This window comes from Catellatospora vulcania, assembly GCF_009720385.1.
In the GTDB taxonomy this organism is placed as follows: Bacteria; Actinomycetota; Actinomycetes; order Mycobacteriales; family Micromonosporaceae; genus Catellatospora; species Catellatospora vulcania.
Genome location: NZ_WARX01000007.1, coordinates 280,312 through 304,817, shown reverse-complemented (window position 1 = coordinate 304,817; position 24,506 = coordinate 280,312). Strand labels below are relative to the sequence as shown.

The 24,506-nt window shown below is 74.0% G+C and carries 13 protein-coding genes; 2 read left to right on the top strand and 11 right to left on the bottom strand.

The annotated features are described in order from the left end of the window. From F6W97_RS29440 to F6W97_RS29395, 10 genes are all read right to left on the bottom strand, one after another. Positions 1-2,979 (bottom strand): type I polyketide synthase, encoded by a 2,979-nt coding sequence (locus F6W97_RS29440; RefSeq protein WP_155373805.1) that lies wholly within the window; start codon positions 2,977-2,979, stop codon positions 1-3. Further along, a complete protein-coding gene (locus tag F6W97_RS29435) occupies positions 2,976-6,449 on the bottom strand; it encodes a non-ribosomal peptide synthetase (protein ID WP_155373804.1) in 3,474 nt (1,157 codons plus the stop codon). The genes F6W97_RS29440 and F6W97_RS29435 overlap by 4 nt, the downstream gene beginning before the upstream one ends. A gap of 2 nt (positions 6,450-6,451) precedes the next feature. Then, positions 6,452-8,764 (bottom strand): lantibiotic dehydratase, encoded by a 2,313-nt coding sequence (locus F6W97_RS29430; protein WP_155373803.1) that lies wholly within the window; start codon positions 8,762-8,764, stop codon positions 6,452-6,454. Beyond that, entirely contained in the window at positions 8,757-10,142 is a 1,386-nt protein-coding gene (locus F6W97_RS29425) for a beta-ketoacyl [acyl carrier protein] synthase domain-containing protein (RefSeq protein ID WP_155373802.1), read from the bottom strand. Before F6W97_RS29425 ends, F6W97_RS29430 begins: the two co-directional genes overlap by 8 nt. Continuing rightward, on the bottom strand, positions 10,139-12,625 hold the full coding sequence (locus tag F6W97_RS29420) for a non-ribosomal peptide synthetase (protein ID WP_155373801.1): 2,487 nt from the start codon (positions 12,623-12,625) through the stop codon (positions 10,139-10,141). The genes F6W97_RS29425 and F6W97_RS29420 overlap by 4 nt, the downstream gene beginning before the upstream one ends. After that, positions 12,625-13,995 carry a DUF6002 family protein gene (locus F6W97_RS29415; protein ID WP_155373800.1) on the bottom strand — a complete coding sequence of 457 codons (1,371 nt, stop codon included), beginning with the start codon at positions 13,993-13,995 and terminating at the stop codon, positions 12,625-12,627. Before F6W97_RS29415 ends, F6W97_RS29420 begins: the two co-directional genes overlap by 1 nt. 36 nt (positions 13,996-14,031) lie before the next feature. Further along, positions 14,032-15,123 (bottom strand): potassium transporter TrkA, encoded by a 1,092-nt coding sequence (locus F6W97_RS29410; protein WP_155373799.1) that lies wholly within the window; start codon positions 15,121-15,123, stop codon positions 14,032-14,034. Between the two features lie 3 nt (positions 15,124-15,126). Continuing rightward, positions 15,127-15,498 (bottom strand): aspartate 1-decarboxylase, encoded by a 372-nt coding sequence (gene panD, locus F6W97_RS29405; RefSeq protein WP_155373798.1) that lies wholly within the window; start codon positions 15,496-15,498, stop codon positions 15,127-15,129. Between the two features lie 136 nt (positions 15,499-15,634). Continuing rightward, positions 15,635-17,179 carry an AMP-binding protein gene (locus F6W97_RS29400; RefSeq protein WP_155373797.1) on the bottom strand — a complete coding sequence of 515 codons (1,545 nt, stop codon included), beginning with the start codon at positions 17,177-17,179 and terminating at the stop codon, positions 15,635-15,637. Further along, positions 17,169-18,356: a cytochrome P450 gene (locus tag F6W97_RS29395; RefSeq protein ID WP_230687073.1), complete on the bottom strand. Its 1,188-nt coding sequence runs from the start codon at positions 18,354-18,356 to the stop codon at positions 17,169-17,171. The genes F6W97_RS29400 and F6W97_RS29395 overlap by 11 nt, the downstream gene beginning before the upstream one ends. A 280-nt stretch (positions 18,357-18,636) precedes the next feature. Between F6W97_RS29395 and F6W97_RS41305 the strand changes: the two genes are divergently transcribed. After that, positions 18,637-22,623, top strand: coding sequence for a choice-of-anchor D domain-containing protein (locus tag F6W97_RS41305; protein WP_155373795.1), 3,987 nt, complete (start codon positions 18,637-18,639; stop codon positions 22,621-22,623). Positions 22,624-22,685: 62 nt separating this feature from the next. Here F6W97_RS41305 and F6W97_RS29385 read toward each other — a convergent pair whose 3' ends face one another. Further along, positions 22,686-23,780, bottom strand: coding sequence for a winged helix DNA-binding domain-containing protein (locus tag F6W97_RS29385; RefSeq protein ID WP_155373794.1), 1,095 nt, complete (start codon positions 23,778-23,780; stop codon positions 22,686-22,688). Between the two features lie 253 nt (positions 23,781-24,033). Between F6W97_RS29385 and F6W97_RS29380 the strand changes: the two genes are divergently transcribed. Beyond that, complete coding sequence (locus F6W97_RS29380; protein WP_155373793.1) at positions 24,034-24,372, top strand: hypothetical protein; 339 nt, start codon at positions 24,034-24,036, stop codon at positions 24,370-24,372. The last annotated feature ends 134 nt before the right edge of the window (positions 24,373-24,506 follow it).

Below are 24,506 nucleotides of genomic sequence, written 5' to 3'. Positions count from 1 at the left end.
TCACACCCGGGCCGCGGCGGCGGCTCGGCGCTGTTCGATGGTCCTGGCCATCTCGTCCAGCGTCGGCGCGTCGAAGATCAGCCGCATCGACAGCCGCACCCCGAACGACGCCCGGACCTGGGCGACGAGCTGCACCGCCGTGAGCGAGGTCCCGCCGATGGCGAAGAAGTCGTCGTCGGGCCGGATCCGCTCGATGCCGAGCAGCGAGGACCAGATCGGCGCGAGCGCGGCGGCCACGTCCGGCTGCTCCGTGTGCCCACTCGCGTCGCCTGCGACCACCGCGCCGGTGGCTATGCCGACTGCCGGCACACCCCCTGTCACCAGTGGGACTGCCTGGACGGCCACGGGCGGGTCGGGCTCGATCCAGTGCCGGGTGCGCTCGTAGGGGTAGCCGGGCAGCGGCACGCGTCGGCCCGTGTCGCCGAGGGTCAACGGCACTCCGTGCGCCCACAGCAGCCCCGCTGCGGTGTACCAGGTCATGACGTCGTCGCCGGGGTCCTTCGCGGCCGGATCCGCTGCGGCGGGCAGGCTGTGCTGCGGCGCGGGACCGCCTTTGGGCGCCTGCATCTGGGCGAGACCGGCCAGCCGGCGCCCGGGGCCGCACTCGAGGAACAGTGTCGCACCACCGGCCAGCGCCGTGGCGACGCCAGGTCCGAACAGGACCGGTTCGCGCAGCAGTCCGGCCCAGTAGCTCGGATCACGGGTCTGGTCGGCGGTGACCGGCAGACCGGTGCGGCAGGACAGGTAGGGGCCGGTCGGCGCGGACGGGCGTGCGGCGGCGACCGCGGCGGCCAGCTCGCCGACCATCGCGTCGGTGACGGCGGGCGGGGACGCGTGGACGGTACGCAGCCGCCGGGTGGCGATCTTGCGGCCGGACGGTTCGGTGAGCCGCTCCAGCAGCTCGGCCGGGCCGGTGACGACGCAGGTCGCAGGGCCGTCGACGGCGACGATCGACGCCTGCGGCGGGAGCAGCGCGGCCAGTTTCTCCGCGTCGGCCGACACCGTGAACGCGGCCTCGGCGGCGGCCTCGCGCAGCAGCCGCCCGTGCAGGGCAACCAGGCGCAGCGCGGCGGGCAGGTCGAACACACCGGCCAGGGTCGCCGCGACGTACTCGCCCGCGCCGTGGCCGAGCATCGTGGCGGGGCGCAATCCCCACGACTGCCAGAGCCGCGCCGTGGCGTAGCCGACGGTGAACGGCGCGAGCACGGGGTCGGCCAGCAGGTCGCGGGCATCGCGACCGGCCGCGGCGGCGCAGCGCTCGACGGCGTCGGCGAAGGCGGGTTCGGCGGCGTACAGGCCGAGCCCGGCGGGAACGGCGGCCTGGTCGCCGAAGAGCAGCACCACGCGCGGCGTCCCGCCGGCGATGGCGGAGAGGCGGCGCTGCGGGGTGCGCAGCGCGGCTGCGGCGTCGGTCGCGTCGGTGGCGACGACCGCGGCGCGGTACGGGTGCTCGGCCCGGCCGACCCGCAGCGTGTGCGCGACGTCGGCGAGGTCCAGGTCACCGGCCACGGCGAGATGGTCGGCGAGCCGTGACGCGGCGGCGTCCCGCGCGGCGGCCGAGCGGGCCGAGACGGTCAGCAGGTGCGGTCTGCCCTGCCCGGCCGGCGTCGACGCGGCTGCTGACGGCCGGCCGGCGGGGTGCGGCGGCCGGCCCGGTTCGCGGGCGGGGGACTGCTGGAGCACGACGTGGGCGTTGGTGCCGCCGATGCCGAACGAGCTGACCGCGGCGCGGCGCGGGGTCGTGCCGGACTCCCAGGTGGCGAGGGTCGCGTTGACGTAGAACGGGCTCTTGTCCAGGTCGAGGGCCGGGTTCGGGGCCGTGTAGCCGAGGCTCGCCGGGATCAGGCTGTGGTCGAGGGCGAGGGCTGTCTTGATGAGACCGACGACGCCCGCGCCCTGGCTGAGGTGGCCGATGTTCGACTTCACCGAGCCCAGGGCACACCACTGCCGGTCGGTGCGGCCGCGGCCGTACACGGAGGTCAGCGCCTCGACCTCGATGGCGTCGCCGAGGGCGCTGCCGGTGGCGGACGCCTCGACGTAGGTCACGGTGCGCGGGTCGACACCTGCGGTGGCCAGCGCGTTGGCGACGGCGGCGGCCTGCCCGGCGACGCCGGAGGCGGTGAACCCGACCTTGGCCGCACCGTCGTTGTTGACGGCGTTGCCGAGCACGACCGCGTACACGTGATCGCCGTCGTCGACCGCGTCGGCGAGCCGCTTGAGCAGCACCACTCCCCCGCCGCTGCCCGCCACGACACCGGTCGCGGCCGCGTCGAACGGGCGGCAGTGCCCGTCGGCGGAGTCGCCGGCGCCCTCGCGGTGCAGGTAGCCCCGGTCGGCGGGCAGCTCGATGCTGACGCCACCGGCCAGCGCCATGTCGCACTCACCGGCACGCAGCGCCTCGGCGGCAGTGTGCACGGCGACCAGCGAGGTGGAGCAGGCCGTGTAGACCCCGACGCTCGGGCCGCGCAGGTTCAGGTGGTACGAGGCGAGGGTGGTGAACGTGTCGGCGTGGTTGCCGTTGCCGATGGTGGTGTGGTCGGTGACCGCCATGATCGCCTGGTTGGCGTGGATGTGCCGCCAGCGGTAGGTCTCCATGCCCCGTCCGCCGTAGACGCCGATGTCGCCGGGAAAGCGGGCCGGGTCCCAGCCCGCGTGCTCCAGCGCGGCGTGGCACAGCTCCAGGAACAGCCGGTGTTGCGGGTCGGCCAGCGCGGCTTCGCGCGGGGTCATGCCGAACAGGCCCGCGTCGAAGTTCTCGACGTCGTCGAGCAGGTAGCCGACCGGTACGAAATCGGGGTCGTCGACCTGCTCCGCCGGGACCCCGGCGCGTTGCAGGTGCTCGCGGCTCAGTTCGGTGCGCGCGCTGCGCCCGGCGACCAGGTTGTCCCAGAACCGGGCGAGGTCGGGTGCGCCGGGCACCCGGCAGGCCATGCCGATCACGGCGATGGGCTCGGGTCCGTCGGTCAGATCGTCGCTCACGGGGACTCTCCTTCGGTCGCGGCGCGGTGCCGGGTCCGCGCCCGCCGGGCCGCGCCCCGGCGCAACGCCTGTTCCACCGCGTCGTCGGCGCTGTCCACGCCCGTCGCGCCGTCCAGGAACGACGCCAGCGTGCGGACGGTCGGGTACCGGAACAGGTCGACGACACGCAGGTCGCGGCCCAGCATCCGGTTGAGCCGCTGCTGCACGGTGACCGCGGCCAGCGAGCCGCCGCCGGAGTCGAAGAAGTTGTCGGTGACCCCGACGGCGTCGCGGCCGAGCACTTCGCACCACACGGCGGCGACGGCCTGCTCGGTCGCGGTCGCCGGGGGGACGCCGACGTGATCCGGCCTTGTCGGCCGCAACCGGGCTCGCGGGGACTCGACGGCAGTCACGCCGCGCGCAGGGGCCAGCTCGCCGCCGGGCAGGTCGCCTTCGGCGACGCCACGGACGATCACCTGCCGGAGCGAGTCCAGCAGCAGGTCCATCCGGGACGTGTCGTAGAGGTCGCTGTTGTGCACGACTTCCAGCCGCATCCGGCCCTCGCGCTCCACGCCGTAGAGCGTCAGGTCGAACGCCGAACCCGGCGCGGGCACCGGCACCGGCTCGCTGACCAGCCCCTTGAGGTCGAGCCGGGGCGCGGCGAAGTTGAACACGTTGAACAGCACCTGGACCAGCGGGCTGCGGACCGTCTGACCGCCCAGCCCGAACGCCTGCACCAGGCGCTCCAGGGGCGCTTCGGGGTGGGCCAGCGCGGCGATCAGCTCGTCGCGGGCGGCGCGCACATGTGCGGCGAAGCTGAGACCCGCGTCCGTGCGCAGCCGCAGCGGGGTGATGTCGACGAAGAAGCCGACCATGGGCTCGAAGTCGGGGTGCCGGCGGTCCACGGCCGGGGTGCCGATCACCAGTTCGTCCTGCCCGGCCCAGCTTGCCAGGACCAGCCCGAACGCCGCGAGCAGCACCGCCGACGGGGTCGCGCCCTGTTCCCGGGCGAAGCGGTGCAGGTCTGCAGTCGTGTCGGGGTCGAGCCAGGTGCCGCTGTACCCGGCGGGGTAGGTCTGCTCGGCGGGCCGGGGCCGGTCGCCGGGCACTTCGAGGACGGTCGGCGCACCGTCCAGGTGGGACGTCCACCAGTCGAGGTCGGTGTCGGCGCGCTGCTCGCGCCGGTCGGCCCGCCAGGCCACGTAGTCGCCGTAGGTGGCGGGCAGCGGCGGCAGGGGCGTGCCCGCGTACGCGGTGGCGAGGTCGTCGTAGAGCATGGCCTGTGACCAGCCGTCGAACACGGCGTGGTGGGCGGTGACCGCCCACACGTGCTCGTCCTCGCCGAGCCGGAACAGCCGGTGCCGCCACAGCGCGTCGGTCGCGAGCCGGAACCGGCCGCCCGCCTCGGCGGCCAGCTGTGCGGCGAGTTCGCGTTCGCGTGCCGCGGGCGGCAGCGTGCTCAGGTCCGTGACCGGCAGCGGCACCGGGCCCGCCGGGTCGAGCACCGCGTACGGCGCCCCGTCGGCGTCCGGGATACGCCAGCGCAGCACCTCGTGCCGTGCTGCGACGGCCGCGAGCGCGGCGGCCAGCGCGGCGGAGTCGAGGGGACCGTGCAGGCGTTCGGCGAGCACGATGTTGTAGGCGGCCGCGGCCTCGGGCGAGTACCGCTCCAGGAACCACAGGCGCTGCTGGGCGGGCGACAGCGCGGGCGGGCGTCCGCGTGCCGGCGGCTGGTCGCCGAGCACGGCCGCGGCCTGCGCGCGGGCCGCGATCTCCCGCAGGGTGCGGCCCTGCAGCACGTCCTCGATCGCCACGTCGCGGCGCAGCCGCGGGCGCAGGGCGGCGACCAGCCGCATCGCGGTGATCGAATGCCCGCCGGTGTCGAAGAAGTCGTCGTCGCGGCCGACCCGGTCCAGCCCGAGCAGCTCGGCCCAGACGGCGGCGACCTCGGTCTCGGTCGGCGTGGCCGGCGCGGCGAACGGTGTCCCGTCCACGGGCGGCACGTCGTCGGCGACGAGCCGGTCGAGGTCGACCTTGCCGCTGGACAGCAGCGGCAGCTCCGGCACGGCGGTGATCCGGGCGGGGACCATCGCGGGCCCGAGCCGGGCGGCGCAGTGCTCGTGCAGGGCCTGCGGGGTCGCGGCGCCGGTCGTGAAAGCGATCAGCCGCGTGCCGCCGGGGCCGTCGACGGCGGCGACGGCCGCGTGCCCGACGCCGGGGTGGCTGCGCAGCACCGCCTCGACCTCGCCGATCTCGACGCGCTGACCGCGGATCTTCACCTGCCGGTCGACCCGCCCGAGGAAGTGCAGCAGCCCGTCCGGTTGCCGGACGACCAGGTCGCCGGTGCGGTAGAGCCGCGCGCCGGGCACGCCGGAGAACGGGTCGGGCACGAACCGCTCCTCGGTGAGGTCCGGCGCACCCAGGTAGCCCCGGGCCAGCCCGGCGCCCCCGGCGAGCAGCTCTCCCGGCACGCCGTCGGCCACCGGGCGCAGGTGCTCGTCGACGACGTACACCCGGTGGTTGGCGGCCGGGCGGCCGATCGGCAGCGGCCGGTCCCAGTCGCCGGTCGCCTCGAACCAGGTGACCAGCACGGTCGTCTCGGTCGGGCCGAACAGGTTGAGGAACCGGCGGCCCCCGGCCGACCAGCGCGCCACCTGCTCCGGACCCGGGGCCTCGCTGCCGGTCAGCACCACCCGCAGGTCCGGCAGGCCGGACGGGTCGAGCACGGGCAGCAGCGCCGGGGGCACGAACGCGGCCGTGACCCGGTGCTCGGCGCAGAAGCGCTGCAGCCGCACCGGGTCGGCCCGGTCGGCGGTCCCGGCGAGCGCCACCGTCCCGCCCGCCGCGAGCGGTGCCAGGAGGTCGATGACGGAGGCGTCGAACCCGATCGACGCGAACCCGAGCGCGACGCTGTCGCTGCTCAGAGTGGCGATGTCGGCAAGGCTGACGACGAACTCGGTCAGCGCCGAGTGCGGGATCATCACGCCCTTCGGCCGTCCCGTCGACCCCGACGTGAACATCACGTAGGCGAGATCGTCGGCCGCCGCGGCACACCTGTCCGGCCCTCGACCGGCTGAGTCCGCTTCGGCCGGGAGCGGCAGCAGGTGCAGGTCCGCGCCGTCGAGCAGGCGTGCGCCGAGCGGGTCGCAGACGACTGTGCGCAGGCCCGCCTCGCGGGCGATGTCGCGCAGCCGGGCCGGCGGCAGCGCGGGGTCGAGCGGCACGTACGCCGCGCCCGACGCCAGCACCCCGAGCAGGCCCGCGACCAGCATCGGCTGCCGGTCGGCGCACACCCCGACCAGCGGCTGCGGGCCGGCCGCGCGCAGGGTGGCCGCCAGCGTCGCCGCTGCCGTGCACAGTTGCCGGTAGGTGAGCACGGTGTCCCACTGCCGGACCGCGACCGCGTCGGGCCGCTCCGCCGCGTGGTCGGCGACGAGGTCGGGATATCTGCGGTCGGGAAAGGCCAGGACCGCGCCGTGTTCGGTCGACATGGTCAGCTCCTCGTCGGTGCGGACGCCGGGTCGCGGATCGCCATCCGCAGCTCGCTGAAGTAGCGCCGCCCGGCCGCGTCCGGCACCCACGCCTGCTCGGGCCCCGGCAGCATCTCGGAGACCGTCAACGGCACGCCGGGGCCGCCGGTGCGCACGGCGGCCCGGACCATCGCCACGAAGGCGGCCACGTACGCCGGGCTGGTGAAGTCGACGTAGACCGGCTTGACCTCGGTGCCGACCCGGACGAACACCTGCTCGGGCAGCCCCAGCCGGTCCCGCCAGCGGCGTACGGCCAGGTAGCGGGCGGCCTCGTCGGCGAGCTGGTCGTCGAGGCCGCAGTCGGCGACCGTGGTGCGCCAGGTCTGGCGGTGCACGACGAGGCGGCCGATGCTCACCCGTGGGGTGTGCGCGCCGTCGGCGGCGACCTTGAACGCGTTGACCGCCCGCGACGACAGGAACGGGCCGAACAGCTCCAGCAGCGGCCAGGCGCGCCCGTCCGGGGCGGAGCCGGTCAGTTCTCCGTCCACGAGCGATACCGTCACCGCCGCCAGCGGCAGCACCTGCGCCGGATCCGGCACGGGAGCCGAACCGTAGGCGAGCCGGACGTCGCCGGGCCCGTCGAGGGTGAACGCGATCCGGGCGGTGAACTCGGGGAAGTCCGTCGGGTAGAGGAGCAGGGTCCGGTCGCCCAGGTCGCGGTGCAGTGCGGCACGCAGCGCGGCCGGGTCGGGGTGGAAGCGGGTGAGGGTGCCGCTGTCACAGGTGAGCCAGGAGACGTGCAGCTCGCCGAGCACCGCGGTGAAGTCGCCGTCGGCCAGCGCCTGCGCGTTCGGCGCGCACAGGTGCAGGTCGGGGCTGTGCAGGCGGGCCGCGGTCCAGCCGGGCGCGGTCGCGCCGAACAGCCGGGCGACCCCGGCGCGGACCTCGGCCGGGTCGAGGGTGATCGGGCCGTCGACCCGGCCGGTCAGCCCGAGCAGCTGCGACCAGCGCGTGGTGAAGTCGGCGAGCACGTCCTCGACCGGCCCCTGCCCGAACAGGACACCGAGCGCCGCGTCGAACAGGTCGCCCAGCGCGACAGGGCCGTCGGCGGCGGCGTCGTCGTACAGCTCGCGCAGCGCGACCGTGAACGCCCCGGCGATCGCGGCGGTCAGCCAGCGGGCGGCTTCCAGCAGCGGCACGAGCGTGTCGGCGAGCATGGTCAGCAGCGGCTCGCCGAACTCGACGTCCAGGTCGCGCAGCGTCTCCTCGTAGGCCAGGCCGCGCCCGGCGTAGGTGGCGCCGGGGCGGTGCAGCACGTCCCCGCCGGTCACCGCGACGAATTCGTCCTGCAGGCCGAGCAGGGCCGACCGGACCGCGGCCGCGTCACCGGCCGCGGCCGCGAGCCGGTCGCGGGCGGTGAGCAGCCGGGTCAGGCCTGCCAGAGCTTCTTCGCGCAGTGCCGGGTCTGCGATCCCGGCCAGGCGTCGGCGCAGTTCGGCTTCGGCGGCGACGGTCAGTGGCAGCTCGACGCCCCAGCGCAGCAAATCCTGCTCGGCCAGCTGGGTCAGCGCCAGCAGGGCGTCCGAGGTGTGGCGCAGCCCGGTGCGCGGATCGGCCAGGGCGAGCGCGGCCACGTCGCGGGCGCTGCGGCTGCCGTCGCACGCGCCCAGCAGGACCGTGTGCGCGGGGGTCAGCCGTCTTGCGGGCACGCCGGCCTGGAGCAGGTCGTCGCCGCGCAGCGCCAGCTGGGGTTGCCGGGTCACGGGCAGCCACGGCCGGAACCTCGGGTCGGCGGCGAGCCGGTCGGCGTACGCGGACAGGACCCGGCGTTCGAGGTCGACCACACGGGCGCGGACCAGGCCCGGGCCGGGCTCGACCCGGGCGGTGGCGTCGCCGTCGGTCAGCGACGCCCAGCAGACCGGGCCGAAGAATCCGATGGTGTCGTTCTTGCCGCAGTAGCGCTGCCAGTAGCGGGTCACCAGGACCTCGCGCGGGCGGTGCCGCGAGTTGCGGTTGGCGTCCGGGCCCGCGCGCAGCAGCCCGTCGAGGGCCTCGACCGCGTTCAGGCTCTGCCAGGTCACGGCCTCGCGGAACAGCGGGTCGGCGGCGATGTCGTGCAGGCGGGCGGTCATCCGCCGGGTCGCGGACGCGAACGCGCCGTCGAACGCGGCCCGGTCGCCGCCGGTGGCGAGCAGCGCGTCGGCTTCCTTCGCGCACTCGGGCGCGGCCAGCAGGTCGAGACCGGTGGCGGGGAACCCGGGCGCCCGCAGCACGGCCGAGCGCCACGCCTGCCAGCCGGTGTCGCCCAGCGGCACGAGGCCGTCCGGCTCAGGCATGGTCGCCTGCCATCGGCTCGATCCAGTGCCGCCGCCGCCGAAACGCGTAGCCGGGCACGGGAACCCGGGGCGGGCCCGCGTGTTCCGGGCCCTGGGTGACGAGCACGTGGGCGTTGGTGCCGCCCAGCCCGAACGAGCTGACCCCGGCCCGCCGCGCACCGGACCAGGTACGCAGCTCGGCCGCGACGGTGAACGGCGAGGCCGCGAGGTCCACGTCGGGGTGCGGGCGGCGGAAGTGCAGGGTCGGCGGGATCATCCCGTCGCGTACCGCGAGCACCGCCTTGATCAGGCCGAGCACGCCGGCGGCGGCGTCGAGGTTGCCGGTGTTGGGCTTCATCGAGCCGAGCACGCAGTGTCCCGCACGCCCGCCCGACGCCCGGAACGCGCGGGTCAGCGCCTCGATCTCGATCGCGTCGCCGACGGCGGTGCCACTGCCGTGGCCCTCGACGAAACCGACGCTGCCCGCGTCCCAGTCGGCGGCGGCCAGGGCCTCGGCGACCACGGCCGCCTGCCCGGCCACGCCCGGCACGCTGAAACCGGCGCGGGCCGCGCCGTCGTTGTTGACCGCCCAGCCGGCCAGCACGCCGTACACGTGATCGCCGTCGGCGACCGCGTCGGGCAGCCGTTTGAGCACCACAGCCCCACCGCCGTTGCCGAAGACCTGACCGGTGGCGTCCGCGTCGTAGGGCCGGCACACCCCGTCGGCGGCCCACGTGCCGCCGGGCCGGTGGCGGTAGCCGAGCTGCCCGGTCGACACGACCGCCGCCCCGCCCGCGAGCGCGACGTCGCACCGGAAGTCGAGCAGGCTCTGCGCCGCCTGGCACACCGCGACCAGCGACGACGAGCAGGCCGTCTGCACGGCCACGGCCGGGCCGGTCAGGCCCAGCGCGTACGCGACCCGGGTGGGCAGGTAGTCGCAGGTCCCCCCGGCCAGCGCGTCGTCCCAGTCGTCGGGCAGCGGCCCGGCCGTTTTCACCGCCGGGTTGCCGAGCAGGTGATGGCGCAGGTATCGGTTCACGCCGCAGCCCGCGAACACGCCGATCGGGGCTGTCTGCCCGCGCGCCGGATCGAGCCCGGCGTCCTCCAGGGCGTGCCAGGCCGACTCCAGGAAGATGCGGTGCTGCGGGTCGAGCAGCGCGGCCTCGGCGTCGGTGTACCCGAACCGTGCCGCGTCGAAGTCCTCCAGCGCGTCCAGCCGCCCGAACGCGGGCACGTACGTGCCGTCCACGGGCAGCCCGGCCGCCACCAGCTCGGCCGGGGTGGACCGGCGAACGGCGTCCACCCCGTCGAGCAGGTTGCGCCACAGGGTCGCGACGTCCGGCGCGCCCGGCACCCGGCAGGCCATGCCCACCACGGCGATCAGGTCGTCCTCGCTCATGACGGCGTCTCCACCCGGTCGGCCGACCCCTGCCGTGCCGCCCGACGGCGGCGCATCCGGTCGGCGAGCTGGGACTGCCCGGCGTCGAGCGCGGTCCAGCTGTCGGCCGTGGACTGCTCGTCCGTGATCGGCGCATCAGCGGCGGACCGGTCGTCCGCCACGGACCGGGCGTCGTGCCCCGGGCGCGCGGCGGGCCGGGCAGCGCGCAGGTGGGCGGCGAGTCCGGCGACGGTCGGGAACTCCAGCAGCCGGATCATCGAGATCCGCTCGCCGAGTACGGCCTGCAACCGCTCCTGCACCAGCGCCAGCAGCAGCGAATGACCGCCCACGTCGAAGAACGAGGTGCGCCGGTCGACGGCGTCGACACCGAGCGCCGCGCACCACGCCGCCGCGATCACCTGTTCCAGCGGATCGGGCTCACCCGCTGCCGCGCTCCGGCGCACCTGGGCGGGGACGGCCGCGACCGGCGGTTCCGGCAGGGCCCGGACGTCGAGCTTGCCCGTGTCGCCCATCGGCAGCGCGTCGACCACGATCACCGCCCGCGGCACCATGTAGTCGGGCAGCAGCTCGGCCAGGGCGGCACGCAGGCTGCCCGGGTCCACTTCGGCGCCGCCGGCCGCGACGGTGTACGCGATGATCTCCTTGGCTTCCGGGCCCGTGCCGTGCCTGCTCGAGCGGGCGACGACGGCGGCCTGGCCGACGCCGGGCAGGGCGGCCAGCCGGGACTCGACCTCGCCCAGCTCGACCCGGTACCCGCGGATCTTGACGAGGCGGTCGGCGCGGCCCAGGAACACCAGCCGCCCGTCGGGCAGCCGCCGCGCGACATCGCCCGTCCAGTACGCGCGGCTGCCGCCGTGCTCCCGGAACCGGCTCGCGGTCAGCTCCGGCCGGCCCCAGTAGCCGAGCGCCACGTGCGCGCAGCGGACCACGACCTCGCCGGTCAGGCAGACCGGCCGCCCGGCCGCGTCCACCAGCACCACGTCGATGCCGTCGAGCGGATGCCCGATCGGCACCACCGCGTGGTCCAGCGGAGCGTCCGGGGCGAGGTGGTGCTGCGCCGCGAAGCTGATCTCCGTGGTGCCGTATCCGTTGACGAACACCGCCCCGGCGGCGAAGTGGCGTCGGCACAGCTCCACGTCGTGGCGGGTGACCTCCTCCCCGCCGAGCAGCACCGCCCGTACGCTGGGCAGCCGCCCGTCCGGGCCGAGCCCGGCCAGCAGGTAGCGGTAGACGGTCGGCGGCGAGTGGTAGATCGTCACGCCGTGCCGGGCGATGGTCTGCGCGAGGTGGCCGAGGCCGTGTTCGCGGATGTCGGACGGCACCGCTGCGGCCCCGCACAGGATCGCGCCGAACAGGTCGGTGACCGCCATGTCGTACCCGAACGAGGTGAGCACGCTGGTCCGGTCAGCCGGGGAGATCGCGAAGTTGCGGATGTGGTTGGCCACCCCGAACAGCACGTTGCGGTGGCTCTGCACCACGGCCTTGGGCGCGCCGGTCGAACCGGACGTGTAGAGCAGGTACGCCGGATCGTCCGGCGCGGCGCGGCCGAGCAGTGCCGCGACCAGCTCGTCGAGTTCGGCGGCGGGCGCGGTCACTTCGATGTGGACCATCGTCAGGTCCGGGCGGCCCGCCTCGGCGGCGACGCGGTGGGCCAGGTCGGCGTGTGCGGCGTCGATCAGCAGCACGTCGGCGTCGCTGTCGGCGAGGATGTGCGCCAGCCGTCCGGCCGGGAAACTCGGCTCGAGCGGCACGTACGCCCGGCCGCCGGCCAGCGCGGCGAGCAGCCCGACGACCGTGGTCGCACCGTGCCGGCACAGCAGCGCCGCGCGGCCCGCGCCACCGCTGTCGCCGACCGCGTCCCGGACCGCCGCCACGGTGGCCGCCACGGCCGACCCGAGCTGCCGGTAGGTCAGCTCCCCGTCGTCGGCGAGCACAGCCGCACGGTCGGGATGGCGCGCGACCTGCGCGGCGAACGCGGTGCAGATCGTGTCCGCCGAGCCCGGCTCCCAGCCGGTCGGCTCCCGTCGCGACCCGCCGTGCAGCGCCGCCCGGTCGACAGACCGCCCGCGCTCGTACGCGGACTCCGGCAACAGGTCCGCCGTGGACTGCCCAGGATCGGCGGCCATCACGGAAAGCAGCGCCGCCAGGTCCACGGCGAAAGCCCCGGCCAGCTCCGCCGGGCAGCCGACGACGACCAGCCCACCGTCGCCGGGCAGCACGGCCAGGTCGGTGAGCTGATCTCCTTCACCCGGCGAAAGCCGCTCCGTGCTGTCGATGGCCGGGGCAGTGACCAGGTCACGGACCGAGCCGTCGACGGTCAGGTCGAAGTGGACGGCGCCGTCGGGCGTGCGCACGGTCTGCGCGGCACGGCCGGTGTAGCGGCGGGCCAGCAGCGCAACGGCTGCGCGGGCGGCCTGGTCAGCGGGGACGTCGCAGGCGCGGGCCAGCTCGTCCAGCACGGCGGAGGGCGCGACGATCGCCATCAGCGGCCGCCCAGGACCGCCGCCGCGATCTCCTCGACCGTGGACACCTGCGCGTCCGGCTCGCACACCGCGTAGTCGTCGTCGCGGTAGCTGCCCGAGCCGTGCACCACGATCTCCCGACCGGCCGGGACGAGTCCCCGGTCGATCGCGTTGAGCACGCCGGTCAGCGCCATGACGATGGACCACTCGCGCAGGTCCGCCGGGTCGGCGGGCAGCTCGCACGGGGTGTTGCGCAGCCACTCCCGCAGCTGCGGGTAGCGGGCGACGCATTCGTGCCGCGAGACGGTGATGCCGTCGCCGCCGTACCGGCTGATCAGGTCGTTCATCGCGGGTGAGGTGACCGGCTGGTGGGTGTAGAAGGTCGGGTCGAGCACCTCGCCGGGGTCGCCGGTCACGGCCGGGAAGTGCGGGTCGGCGTCCTGCGCCCACAGCCCGGTCGCGGCGTCCAGCCGGTATGCGGGCAGCCCGTCCCGGGAGAACGAGCCGTGCCGCAGGTTGAGCACCATGTCCGGGGTGCCCAGGTGCTGCACGAGCAGGAAACCGGGCCGCGGCGAGCCGTCCGCGCGCCCGGAGTCCTCCAGCACGTCCCGGCCGAGGTTGTAGCCGAGCAGGCCGAACGCGCTGGACACGGCATGCGCGTGCCAGCGCGGCGCGGCGGCGACCGCGGGGGCGGCGTCCAGCTCGAACGCGGCCCGTGCCGCGTCGGCGACCAGGTAGTTCGGCAGCGCCAGGGAGAACCACAGCGTGGTGCCGTGCTTGTCGTACGCCTCCTGCGCGTACGCGTCCACGAAGGCCCGGCCGAGTGCCTTGACCCCCTCGGGCTCGTCTCCGCCGAAGCGCAGCAGCGGGTTGGCTGCCCGCAGCGCGGGGTCGGCGGACAGCGCGTCGCGGCGGAACTTGTGGCGCGTCGAGGCCGGCGCCAGCACCACGACCCGCAGCTGCTCCGGGGTGACCAGCTTCGCGGCGATCGCGCGGCTGACCGCGTCGCGCAGCGCGATGCCCTTGTTCGCCGAGGTGGGGGTGAAGATGCAGACCGACTCGCCGGTCCGCCGGATGTGCTGCACGGCGCGGGCGACGATGAGCAGCGACGGGAACGTCTTGGTGGTGTGCGTGCCGGGGTTGCCGGTCAGGTCCATGAACTGCACGCCGTGGCCGCCGTGCGCGCCCAGGTCCCGCCACGTCGCGGTGGCCACGGCGAAGAACTGCCGCACCTCGTCGGACAGCTCCGGCAGGTCGAACCCGGGCGCGAAGGCGGCCGTGCCCGCCGGGCCGCCGGGGCCGGCGCCGAGCCGGGCGACGGCGGCCGCGATGACTCCGTAGTAGTCGACGATGAGATTGCGGGTCACCGGGACGGTCGCTGTCGTGAGCACCGTTGCTCCTTCGTGAGGTCGGCTCGATGGATTCGGTCAGATGAGGGCCGGGCTGGGGCTCGTGGCCCGCAGCCGGCGGCGCAGCACGCGGAACAGGTCCTGCACCGCGTCGTAGTCGGTGGCGTCCCAGCCGTGCGCCAGCTCGGGCAGGTGGGGCTCCAGCGCGGACACCGCCGCGGGCAGGTGCCGGACGCGGCCGCCGCCGAGTTCGATGCCGTCCCGGCGGCCGGCGCGCACGTTCCACTCGATCGCCTCCGCCGGGCTCAGGCCCGGCAGGTTCAGCGCGAGCCCGCCGCCGGTCAGCCGCACCGGGTAGCCGCCGGGCAGGCCGAGCGGACCGGGCAGGCTGGTGTGCACCTCCGCGCCGGAGAGCAGGTCGGTGAGCAGGCGGGCGGCGGCGTGCCCGGCGATCGCGTTGAGCTGCGGCCGGGGCAGCGCCCGGTCGGGTGCGAGCAGGCCCGTCACCCCGGGCACCGGCCGTCCGTCGCGCCAGGCCAGCACGTCGTCGCCGGGGACGTCGGGGGCGTCGAGGTGCGCGTGGTGGCCGAGCACGGCCAGGCGGCGCTGATCGGGCAGCCCGAGGGCGGCCTGCAGGCACGCCGCGAGGGTGGCCACGTTGCCGACGCCGCAGAGCACCGGCAGCCCCATGGCGGCCAGCAACGGGTTGACCGCGTCGGGGAAGCAGCCGTTGATCAGCGCGGTGTGCGGGCTGGCCGCGGTGATCGCGCGGGCCAGCCGCACGGCGACGGTGGCCTGCAGCGGCAGCGTCACCCCGAACCCGGCCTGCCCGATCAGCCGCGTCCACGCCGAGGGCCGGTCGACCTTCTCGTACGGCGACTGGGCGGACGCGCAGCACACCAGGTAGGTCGGCTGGAGCCGGGCCAGGGTCGCGGCCTCGTCGCCCAGCCGCTCCCCGGTGAAGCTGACCGCCGTGCCGGCGACGGCGGCCCGTGCCCGGCAGTGGCGGGCGATGGCCGACACCGCGTCGGGATTGCGGGCGAGCACGGTGACCTCGATCGGGGCCGCGTTGAGCGCGCCGAGCGGCGGCGCGAGCGCGGCCAGCGACTCGCAGATCGAGGTCGCCAGCGAGCCGCTGCCGACGATGGCGATGTGGTGCCGGTTCGTCATGGCTCAGACGGCAGGATCGCTGTGCACCGAGGCGATGCGGTTGGCCTCGTCGACGAAGACGACCTTCGGCTTGCAGTCGCGCGACTCCTCGTCGGACATCATCGCGTACGCGGCGATGATGACGAGGTCGCCGGGGTGGATCAGGTGTGCGGCCGCGCCGTTGACGCAGACCACGCCGCTGCCCCGCGCGCCCTCGATGACGTAGGTCTCGAGCCTGGCCCCGTTGGTGACGTCGAGGACGTGGATGAGCTCACCGGGCAGCAGGTCGGCGGCGTCCATCAGGTCGGGGTCCAGGGTCAGGGAGCCGACGTAGTGCAGCTCCGCCTGGGTGACCGTGGCCCGGTGGACCTTGGACTTGAGCATGGTGCGGTACATATTCCGCGCAGCCTCCGATGACACGAACACGTCCGAGTGGGGGTACGGCGGCGAGGGCCCCGTCCTTCGCGGAAGCCATTGTCACATGGAAATACTCGCACTGATAGGGGCTGTCATACATACGCCAGTGCGCGTTCTATCGGCGGGCCATATCCCTATTGTCCAGGCACTTCGCCCGCAGCAGCTTCTTGTCGATCTTGCCGAGCCCGGTCAGCGGAAGGCGATCCACGATGTCGACTGTCTGCGGCGCCCACAGTGAATTGAGGCGCTCCACACACCATTGCCGCAATTCGTCGATGTCGACCGAGACGCCCGGAAAAAGCTGCACGACGGCGTGCACCGCCTCGCCCAACCGCTCGTCCGGGACCCCGATCACCGCGGCGGCGCTCACCGCAGGGTGGGCGTTGAGCACGTCCTCGACCGTGCGGGAGTACACGTTGGACGACGTCAGCCCGGTCACGATCATGTCCTTGGCCCGGTCGACGAGGTAGAGGTACCCGTCCGCGTCGAAGTAGCCGACGTCCCCGGTGCGCAGCCAGCCGTCCACCAGCGTCTGCGCGGTCAGGTCGGCCTGGCCCCAGTAGCCGGAGGTCATCAGCCGCGCCGACGCCCAGACCTCACCCACCTCGCCAGGGGCGACGAGCCGTCCCGCGTCGTCGCGGATCTCGACGCGGGACGGCGGCAGCGGCCGGCCGCACGAGGCGAGCCGCTGCGGGAACGCCGGATCGTGCTGGGCCGTCGGGTAGGCGGCCAGCAGCGTCGCCTCGCTCATCCCGTACGCGACGAGCAGCACCGGGCCGAACCGCGCCATGGCCTGCGCCAGCCGGGACGGCGCGATGGCGCTGCCCGCGCAGGACAGCATGGTCAGGCTGGTGGTGTCGGCGGCGGCCAGGTCCGGGTGGTCGAGCACCTGGTAGAGCATCGGCGGCGGCAGCGTCGCCACGGTGATCCGCTCCTGCTGCACGGCGGCCAGGAACCGCCCGGCGTCGAAGCCGTCGTGCTGCACCAGCAGCCCGCCGCTGAACAGCGTGATCAGCCCCGCGGCCTGCTGGCTGGAGTGCCAGAACCCGGCCACCGCGAGCTGCCGCAGCCGCGGGGCCCCGGCGTCGAGCTGGCGCTGCGCCGCGGCGAGCACGTTGGCGAAGAAGCCGTGCCGGTGGTGCACCAGCTTCGGCAGGCCCGTCGTGCCGCCGGTCTGGAACAGCGACTGCGGCTCGGCGTCCGTCACCGGCGGCAGCACGTCCCCGGCCGACCCGGTGAGGTCGGGGCCGGCCCCGCCCGCCCCGAAACACAGCACGGGCAGGTGCGGAACCTGTTCGGCCAGCGCCGCGCCGGGCGCGGCATGGGTGCGGGCGTCGTAGACGAACCCGTCGACCTCGGCCAGTGCCAGGTATTGCGCGCTCTGCGAGGGCGGCGCGTTCGGCGCGACCCACACCGACCGGCAGCCCAGCAGGTGCAGCGCCAGCTGCGCGTACACGGCCTCGGGCTGGTTGCCCGCCAGCACCGCGATCGCCGAGCCCGGCCCGACGCCGTGCCCTTGCAGCGCCCCGGCCATGCCCAGCACCCCTGCGCGCAGCTGGGCGTACGTGATCCGCCGGTCGCCGTGCACGATCGCCTCGGCCGCACCGTGACCCGCGAACAGCTCCAGTCCCCGCCGGACGTAGTTGTCCTCAGCGGCCATGGCACGCCACGGTGAGCGTGTCGTGCCCGCGCAGGATCAGCGGCTTGGGCGCGTTGCCGGGCTGCTGCGCCAGGGCCAGGTCAGGGAACCGGTCGAACAGCGCCGGGAACGCGACCTGCCCCTCCAGGCGGCTCAGTGCCGCGCCGAGGCAGTAGTGCGGGCCGAAGCCGAAGCTAAGCGACCCGGGATCGGGCCGGGCAGGGTCGAAGGTGTCCGGGTCGGTGAACCGGGCCGGGTCGCGGTTCGCCGCCCCGATCATCACGAGCACGGCCTGACCGGCCGGGCAGGGCACGCCCTCGATCTCGGCGTCCTCCGGCGCGTACCGGACCAGGATCTGCACCGGCGGCTCGAAGCGCAGCATCTCGTCGACGTACGAGCCGACGTTGTGGGCGCCCAGCTCCGCGCGCAGGTGCGGGCGCTCCAGCAGCATGGTCAGGCCGTTGCCGAGCAGGTGGGTCGTCGTCACGAAGCCGGCGTTGAAGGTCGTGATCAGATTGGCGACGAGCGCGTCGTCACTCAGATCCGTGGCGGCCAGCAGGCTGATCAGGTCGTCGCGGGGCTCGGCGCGGCGCAGCGCCACCAGGTCCGTGAAGTACGCCGACAGCTCCTTGGCCGCCGTGTCGGCGCGCACCATGTTGCGCCAGTTCGCGCCGTCGAGTTCGAGGATCGCCCCGATCGCCAGCACCCGCGGCCGGAACCAGGCCAGATCCTCCTGCGGCACGCCCAGCAGCTCGGCCATCACACTGCTGGGCAGCAGGTAGGCGAACTCGCCCATGAACTCGACCGGGCCGTCCGCGGCGAGCTGGGCCAGCCGGTCGAGCAGGCGCTCGGTCAGCTCCGTCATCGCGTGCTCCAGCGCGGCCACCCGGCGCGCGGTGAACGCCCGCCCGATGATCTGCCGCACGCCGTCGTGGGCCGGCCCGTCGGTGAAGAACATCGAGTCGCGCAGCACCCGCAGCGCGGGATGGCGCCGCCACTGCGGGGTGTGCAGGTCCAGGTAGTCCGCGTCGAGCTGACGGAACCTGGGGTCCTTGAGCACCTGGGCGACCGCCTCGAAGCCGTACACGGCTACGGCGAAGCCCTGCGCGCCCTCGTCCACGGCCTGCACGACACCTTCGCGGTGCAGGCGCGCGTAGAGCGCCGGCGGGTCCACTCGTCCCTGCTCGGAAAGGAGCATGCCCAGGTCCATGGGCACAGTCCTACCACATCGCGAAATCCTGCGGGAGTGGGACTCATCTATGGCCGAACGCCTGGTCGACATTGGACAGTGCAGATGTCAGGGACAGCTGCTGTGCAAAATCTTAAGAGACCTAACCTACAAATATTTCAACTCAATGTCAGTATCTTGCGCGCAGGTATCGACAAGATTACCGTTCGCTCCATTCAGGCCGGACGGTGCCCGCCGCCACGGCCCACCCGGTTCCGCCGGTCTCCGGTGCCTCACCGAGGAGCAGGTCGTGCATCTGTCCACCCGCATACGTCGAACACTCGCCGGGCTCCTCCCGGGAGCGCTGCTCCTGGCCGCCGTCCTGGTGCTGCCCCACACCGCCGCCGCCGACGAGACCACGATCTCGGTCGACACCCTGCGCACCGGCTGGGACCAGAACGAGCCCGGCCTGGCGCCCTCGGCCGTCTCGGCCGCCGACTTCGGCCAGCTGTTCTCGACCGCGGTCGACGGCCAGGTGTACGCCCAGCCGATCGTCGTGGCCGGCACCGTCATCGCCGTCACCGAGAAGAACTGGGTCTACGGCCTCAACGCGGTGACCGGCGCGGTCACCTGGTCGCGCAACGTCGGCCCGTCCTGGCCCGCCTCGGCCATCGGCTGCGGCGACCTGGTGCCCGACATCGGCATCACCAGCACCCCGGTGTACGACCCGGCGACCAACGCCGTGTACTTCATGGCCAAGGTCAACGACGGCCCGGACACCGCGCACCCGCACTTCTACCTGCACTCGGTCAACCCGGCGACCGGCGTCGAGCGGGCCGGCTGGCCGGTCACCATCCAGGGCTCGCCGACCAACGACCCGGCCAACGTGTTCAACCCGCGCACCGCCGCCCAGCGGCCGGGCCTGCTGCTGCTCGACGGCGTGATCTACGCCGGCTTCGCCAGCCACTGCGACTACGGCCCGTACGTCGGCTACGTCGCCGGCGTCAAGACGAGCACCCCCGCCATGTCGACGCTCTGGTCGACCGAGGCCGGCCGGTCCAACGGCATGGCCGGCATCTGGCAGTCCGGCGGCGGCCTGGTCTCCGACGGCCCCGGCCGGATCATCGTGGCCACCGGCAACGGCGTCTCCCCCGCCCCCGGACCCGGGTTCAGCCCGCCCGGCACGCTGGCCGAGTCGGTCATCCGGCTGCAGGTCAACGGCGACGGCTCGCTGGCCGCCCGGGACTTCTTCAGCCCCTTCAACAACACCAGGCTGGACCAGGACGACACCGACTTCGGCTCCGGCGGCCCGATGGCGCTGCCCGCCGGGTTCGGCACCGCGGCCCACCCGCGGCTGCTCGTGCAGACCGGCAAGGACGGCCGCGTCTACCTGCTCGACCGCGACAACCTCGGCGGCAACGCCCAGGGCCCCGGCGGCACGGACGCCTCCGTCGGCGCACCGGCCGGACCGTACAACGGCGTCTGGGGCCACCCCGCGTTCTGGGGCGGCGACGGCGGCTACGTGTACAACGTCGAGAACCAGGGCTTCCTGCGCGCGCTGAAATACGGCGTCAACGGCAGCGGCCTGCCCGTGCTCAGCTCCGCCGGGACCAGCTCGTCGACGTTCGGCTACACCTCGGGCTCGCCGGTCGTCACGTCCACCGGGACCACGTCGGGCACCGCCATCGTCTGGGTCGTCTACAGCGACGGGTCCACCGGCGCCAACGGCCAGCTGCGGGCATACGACGCGCTGCCCGTCAACGGGCGGCTGAACCTGCGCTACTCCGCGCCCATCGGCACCGCCACCAAGTTCGCCACCCCCGCCACCGACAACGGCCGCGTCTACGTCGGCACCCGCGACGGCCGCATCTACGGCTTCGGCAGGCCCACCACCTCGGCCCTGAACAGCCCGCCGACCGACTTCGGCAACGTCGCCGTCGGCAGCACCGCCAACGCGACCGTCACGGTGACCGCCACCCGCACAGTGACCATCTCGGCGATCACGACCGGGGCCCCGTTCGGCGCGACCCCGCCGTCGCTGCCGCGCAGCCTCACCACGGGGCAGACCCTCGCCGTGCCGGTGCGCTTCACCCCGGCCGGAACCGGCGGCGCGACCGGTGCGCTGACATTCACCACGGACAGCGGTGTCGTCTCGTTCGACCTGCACGGCACCGGTACGCAGACCGGCCTGGGCGCGACGCCGTCGGCGCTGTCGTTCGGCACCGTGCCGACCGGCGCGAACAAGACGATCAGCGTGAGCATCGCCAACACCGGCACCTCGGCGGTCACCATCACCGGGTCCACGCCGCCCGCCGCCCCGTTCACCGCCACCGGTTTCCCCGCCAACGGCTCCACGCTGGCCCCGGGCGCGTCGGTCTCGGTGTCGGTCAAGTACACCCCGACGGTCGCTGGCAACCAGACCGGCTCGCTGACGGTGACCAGCAACGCGGGCGCGGTCACCGTGCCGATCTCCGGCACCGCGGTCACCGGCGCACCGCACCTGACCATCACCCCGAACCCGGTCGCGTTCGGCTCGGTGCCGGTCGGCCAGACCGCCACGCACACCTTCGACATCGCCAACACCGGCAACATCACGCTGACCCTCACCAAGGCCGCGCCGCCGGTCGGCGCGTTCAACACCACCACCCCCGTCTCCGAGGGCCAGCAGCTGTCCCCCGGTGACGTCATCCACCAGACGGTCACCTTCACCCCGACCGCCACCGGGGCCCAGTCCGCGATCTACTCGATCACCGGCGACGACGGCCAGGGCGCCATCGCGGTCCAGCTCACCGGCACCGGCGTCACCGGGACCGGCACCGTCAACGTGGCCGCGGGCAAGCCGACCTCGGCATCCTCGGCGCAGGGCGGCTACCCGGCGGGCAACGTCACCGACACCGACCCGGGCTCCTACTGGGAGAGCGCCAACAACGCGTTCCCGCAGTGGGTCCAGGTCGACCTCGGCACGTCGACGAGCGTGGGCAAGGTGACGCTCAAGCTGCCGCCGCCGGCGGCCTGGGCGACCCGGGTGCAGACCCTGTCGGTGCACGGCAGCCTCGACGGTTCGAACTTCTCGACCGTCGTCGCGTCGACGGGCTACACCTTCGACCCGGCCACCGGAAACACGGTCAGCATCGTCTTCCCCGCCGTCAACGCCCGCTACCTGCGGCTCAACATCACCGGCAACACCGGTTGGCCCGCGGGCCAGATCTCCGCCTTCGAGGTGTACGCCACCGGCACCGGCACCGGATCGGCCACGTTCGCGACGAACCCGTCGTCGCTGACGTTCGAGCCGACCCCCGTCAACGCCAACAGCGAATGGCAGACGGTGACCCTGTCCAACACGGGCACCGCCACCGCCACGGTTTCGTCGATCACCGCGACTGGCGACTACACCCTGGTCACAACCTGCGGCGCGACCCTCGCCCCCGGAGCGAACTGCACCGTCACGGTGACGTTCCACCCCACGGCGGCCGGTGTCCGCAACGGCACACTGACCATCGCCGGCAACGCGACCAACAGCCCCCGGACCGTTGCGCTGACCGGCACCGGAACCACGACCGGCACCGCGTCCGTGTCGGCCGCCCCCACTTCGATCACCTTCGCGGCGACCACCGTCGGCGGATCGAGCACCGGCCAGACGATCACGGTGTCGAACAGCGGCACCGCCGCCGCGACCGTCTCCTCGATCACGGTGACCGGTGACTTCACGCAGACCAACAACTGCGGCACCACCCTCGCGGCCGGGGCGTCCTGCCTCGTCACCGCCGTGTTCCGGCCGACCGCGACCGGCGTACGCACCGGTGCCCTGACCGTCACCAGCAGCGCGACCAACAGCCCGGCCACGGTGACGCTGAGCGGCACCGGCAACCCCGCGGCGAACGTCAACCTGGCGCTGAACAAGGCGACCAGCCAGTCGTCCAGCACCCAGAACTACGGCTCGGGCAACGTCACCGACGGCAACGCCAGCAGCTACTGGGAGAGCGCCAACAACGCGTTCCCGCAGTGGGTGCAGGTCGACCTGGGCTCCGCGCAGACGGTCGGCCGGGTCGTGCTCAAACTGCCGCCCGCGACCGCCTGGGCCACCCGCACCCAGACCATCGCCGTCACCGGCAGCACCGACGGCTCCACCTTCAACACCCTGAAGGCCACCGCGACCTACACCTTCGACCCGGCCACCGGAAACACGGTGACCATCACGTTCCCGGCAGCCGCAGCACGGCACCTCCGGCTGACCGTCACTGCCAACAGCGGCTGGCCGGCCGGGCAGATCTCCGAGTTCGAGGCGTACACCTCGTAACGTCTGCCTCCAGAACGCCGGCGTCACGCGATCGCGTGACGCCGGCTTCTTCGTCTCACGCTTCACCAGCGGGAGTTGAACCGCACGTCCCGCCGGGTGGCGTCCGGTGCGGCGAACGCGAGCAGCCGCTCGCCCTCCTCGGTCAGGTCCTGCACGTCCCGGGTCGGGATCTGGAACAGGGGACGCACGACCAGCGTCGCCGCGCCCTTCTTTCTGGTGATCGTCCAGATCGCCTGGACGAACCCGTCCACCAGCACCGTGCCGGGCACGACCCCGGGCACGGCGAACACGTCACGGCGGTCCCGGTCGTCCATGATCCGGCTGGTGTCGTCGTACGCGTCCAGCATCGCGTCGAAGTCCGCGAGGTACCGCGCAGGCGCGGGGGTGTCGGGGTGCGGCAGCGGTGCTTCGGGCAGATCGAGCAGCTCGGCGCCCTGCTCGTCGCGGTAAGCCACCAGCCGGTCGCCGAGCCGGTCGGCGACCTCGCCCAGCCCGCCGAGCCCCGACCACGCCTGCACATCGCGGACCGTCGCCGGGCCGAACGCCGCCAGATACCGCAGGAACAGGTCGTCGACGGTGGCCGCCGGGCCGTCGCCCGCCCCGAGCCAGTGCTCGACCGTGGTCCACGCAGGCTGCCCGACAGCGCCCCAGAGCCCGTGCGGCGGTACCTGCACCAGCGGCAGCCCCGCCCGCGCAGCCGCCCCGAGCGCGGCGGGGTCGGCGTCCGGCCACTGGCCCGCCAGCGCCGCACCCAGCTCCTTGACGGTGTACGGCCGCTGCTCGACCAGGACCCGTGCCGCCGCCGCGACCTGGGCCGGGTCGGCCCCGCGCAGCCGCTCGTGCGACGCGGCGGTCAGGTTCCGGTCCTGCACGACCTGCAGCGGCGGCCGCAGCCGACGGGCGTCCCGGGCGCTGACCAGGTGCGGAGTCGCCTGCATCAGCGCCAGCCGCACGGCGGCCCGGGAGGTGAGCAGCTCCGAGAGGTCCTCGATCCGGAAGTCCCGCAGCCGCGTCCACAGCCCGATGTACGGCGGGTTCGGCGCCTGCGCGGGCAGACCCGCGAGGTGCTCGATCGCCTCCAGCGGGGCCATCGGCGAGCGCTCCAGCAGCAACTGACGCGCGAGCAGGGCACGGTTGAGATCGCGGCGGGTCAGCATGGGTGGATCATTTCACGCCACCCACCCCTCACCCCCACGACCAGCACCACGACCGCCCGACCCGCCCGCCCGGCCCGCTCGGCTTGCACGGCTTGCACGGCTTGCACGGCTTGCACGGCTTGCACGGCTTGCACGGCCCGCAGTTTCGGGGAAAGTGCACGAATCGACGGCTCGGTAGGTGCACTTTCCCCGAAACTGCGAGCCGCAGGCGGCGGGTTCCGGCGGTCAGGCGCGGGATGCCACCATCTGGGTCATGATCGCATCACTGGACGGGTGCCGCTTCGCGGCGGTGGCCGAGGTCGCGGGTGGCGAGGTCGGCACGCATACGGTCTTCGACTACCACGAGCACGAAGGCATGATCTGGGCCGAGTACGCCGGTGGCGCGATCCGGCGCGGCTTCCTCGTCGGCACCCGCGACGGCGACCAGCTCGACTTCCGGTACACGCAGCTCAACACCGACGGGCAGACCTCGACCGGGCACTGCGTGTCCGTGCTGTCCCTGCTGCCCGACGGCCGGATGCGGCTGGACGAGACCTGGCAGTGGGAGTCGCGCCCCGGCTCCGGCACGAGTGCCGTCGTCGAGCAGCGCTGAGCCGAGCCGTCAGCCCGATCCGCGGCTCAGCTCAGCGGCAGCACGCCGCCGACCACGTCGGACTCCTGCGCCCGAGGTCTCGCACCTACGTCTCCAGACGCGGCACCGAGTGGATGTCAGAGGGTTCCACTAGC

Coding starts and splice junctions, on each gene's coding strand:
- F6W97_RS29435 (WP_155373804.1), bottom strand. CDS start 6,449: ATGTCGACCGAACACGGCGCGGTCCTGGCCTTTCCCGACCGCAGATAT.
- F6W97_RS29430 (WP_155373803.1), bottom strand. CDS start 8,764: ATGCCTGAGCCGGACGGCCTCGTGCCGCTGGGCGACACCGGCTGGCAG.
- F6W97_RS29425 (WP_155373802.1), bottom strand. CDS start 10,142: ATGAGCGAGGACGACCTGATCGCCGTGGTGGGCATGGCCTGCCGGGTG.
- F6W97_RS29420 (WP_155373801.1), bottom strand. CDS start 12,625: ATGGCGATCGTCGCGCCCTCCGCCGTGCTGGACGAGCTGGCCCGCGCC.
- F6W97_RS29410 (WP_155373799.1), bottom strand. CDS start 15,123: ATGACGAACCGGCACCACATCGCCATCGTCGGCAGCGGCTCGCTGGCG.
- panD (WP_155373798.1), bottom strand. CDS start 15,498: ATGTACCGCACCATGCTCAAGTCCAAGGTCCACCGGGCCACGGTCACC.
- F6W97_RS29400 (WP_155373797.1), bottom strand. CDS start 17,179: ATGGCCGCTGAGGACAACTACGTCCGGCGGGGACTGGAGCTGTTCGCG.
- F6W97_RS29395 (WP_230687073.1), bottom strand. CDS start 18,356: ATGCTCCTTTCCGAGCAGGGACGAGTGGACCCGCCGGCGCTCTACGCG.
- F6W97_RS29385 (WP_155373794.1), bottom strand. CDS start 23,780: ATGCTGACCCGCCGCGATCTCAACCGTGCCCTGCTCGCGCGTCAGTTG.
- F6W97_RS29380 (WP_155373793.1), top strand. CDS start 24,034: ATGATCGCATCACTGGACGGGTGCCGCTTCGCGGCGGTGGCCGAGGTC.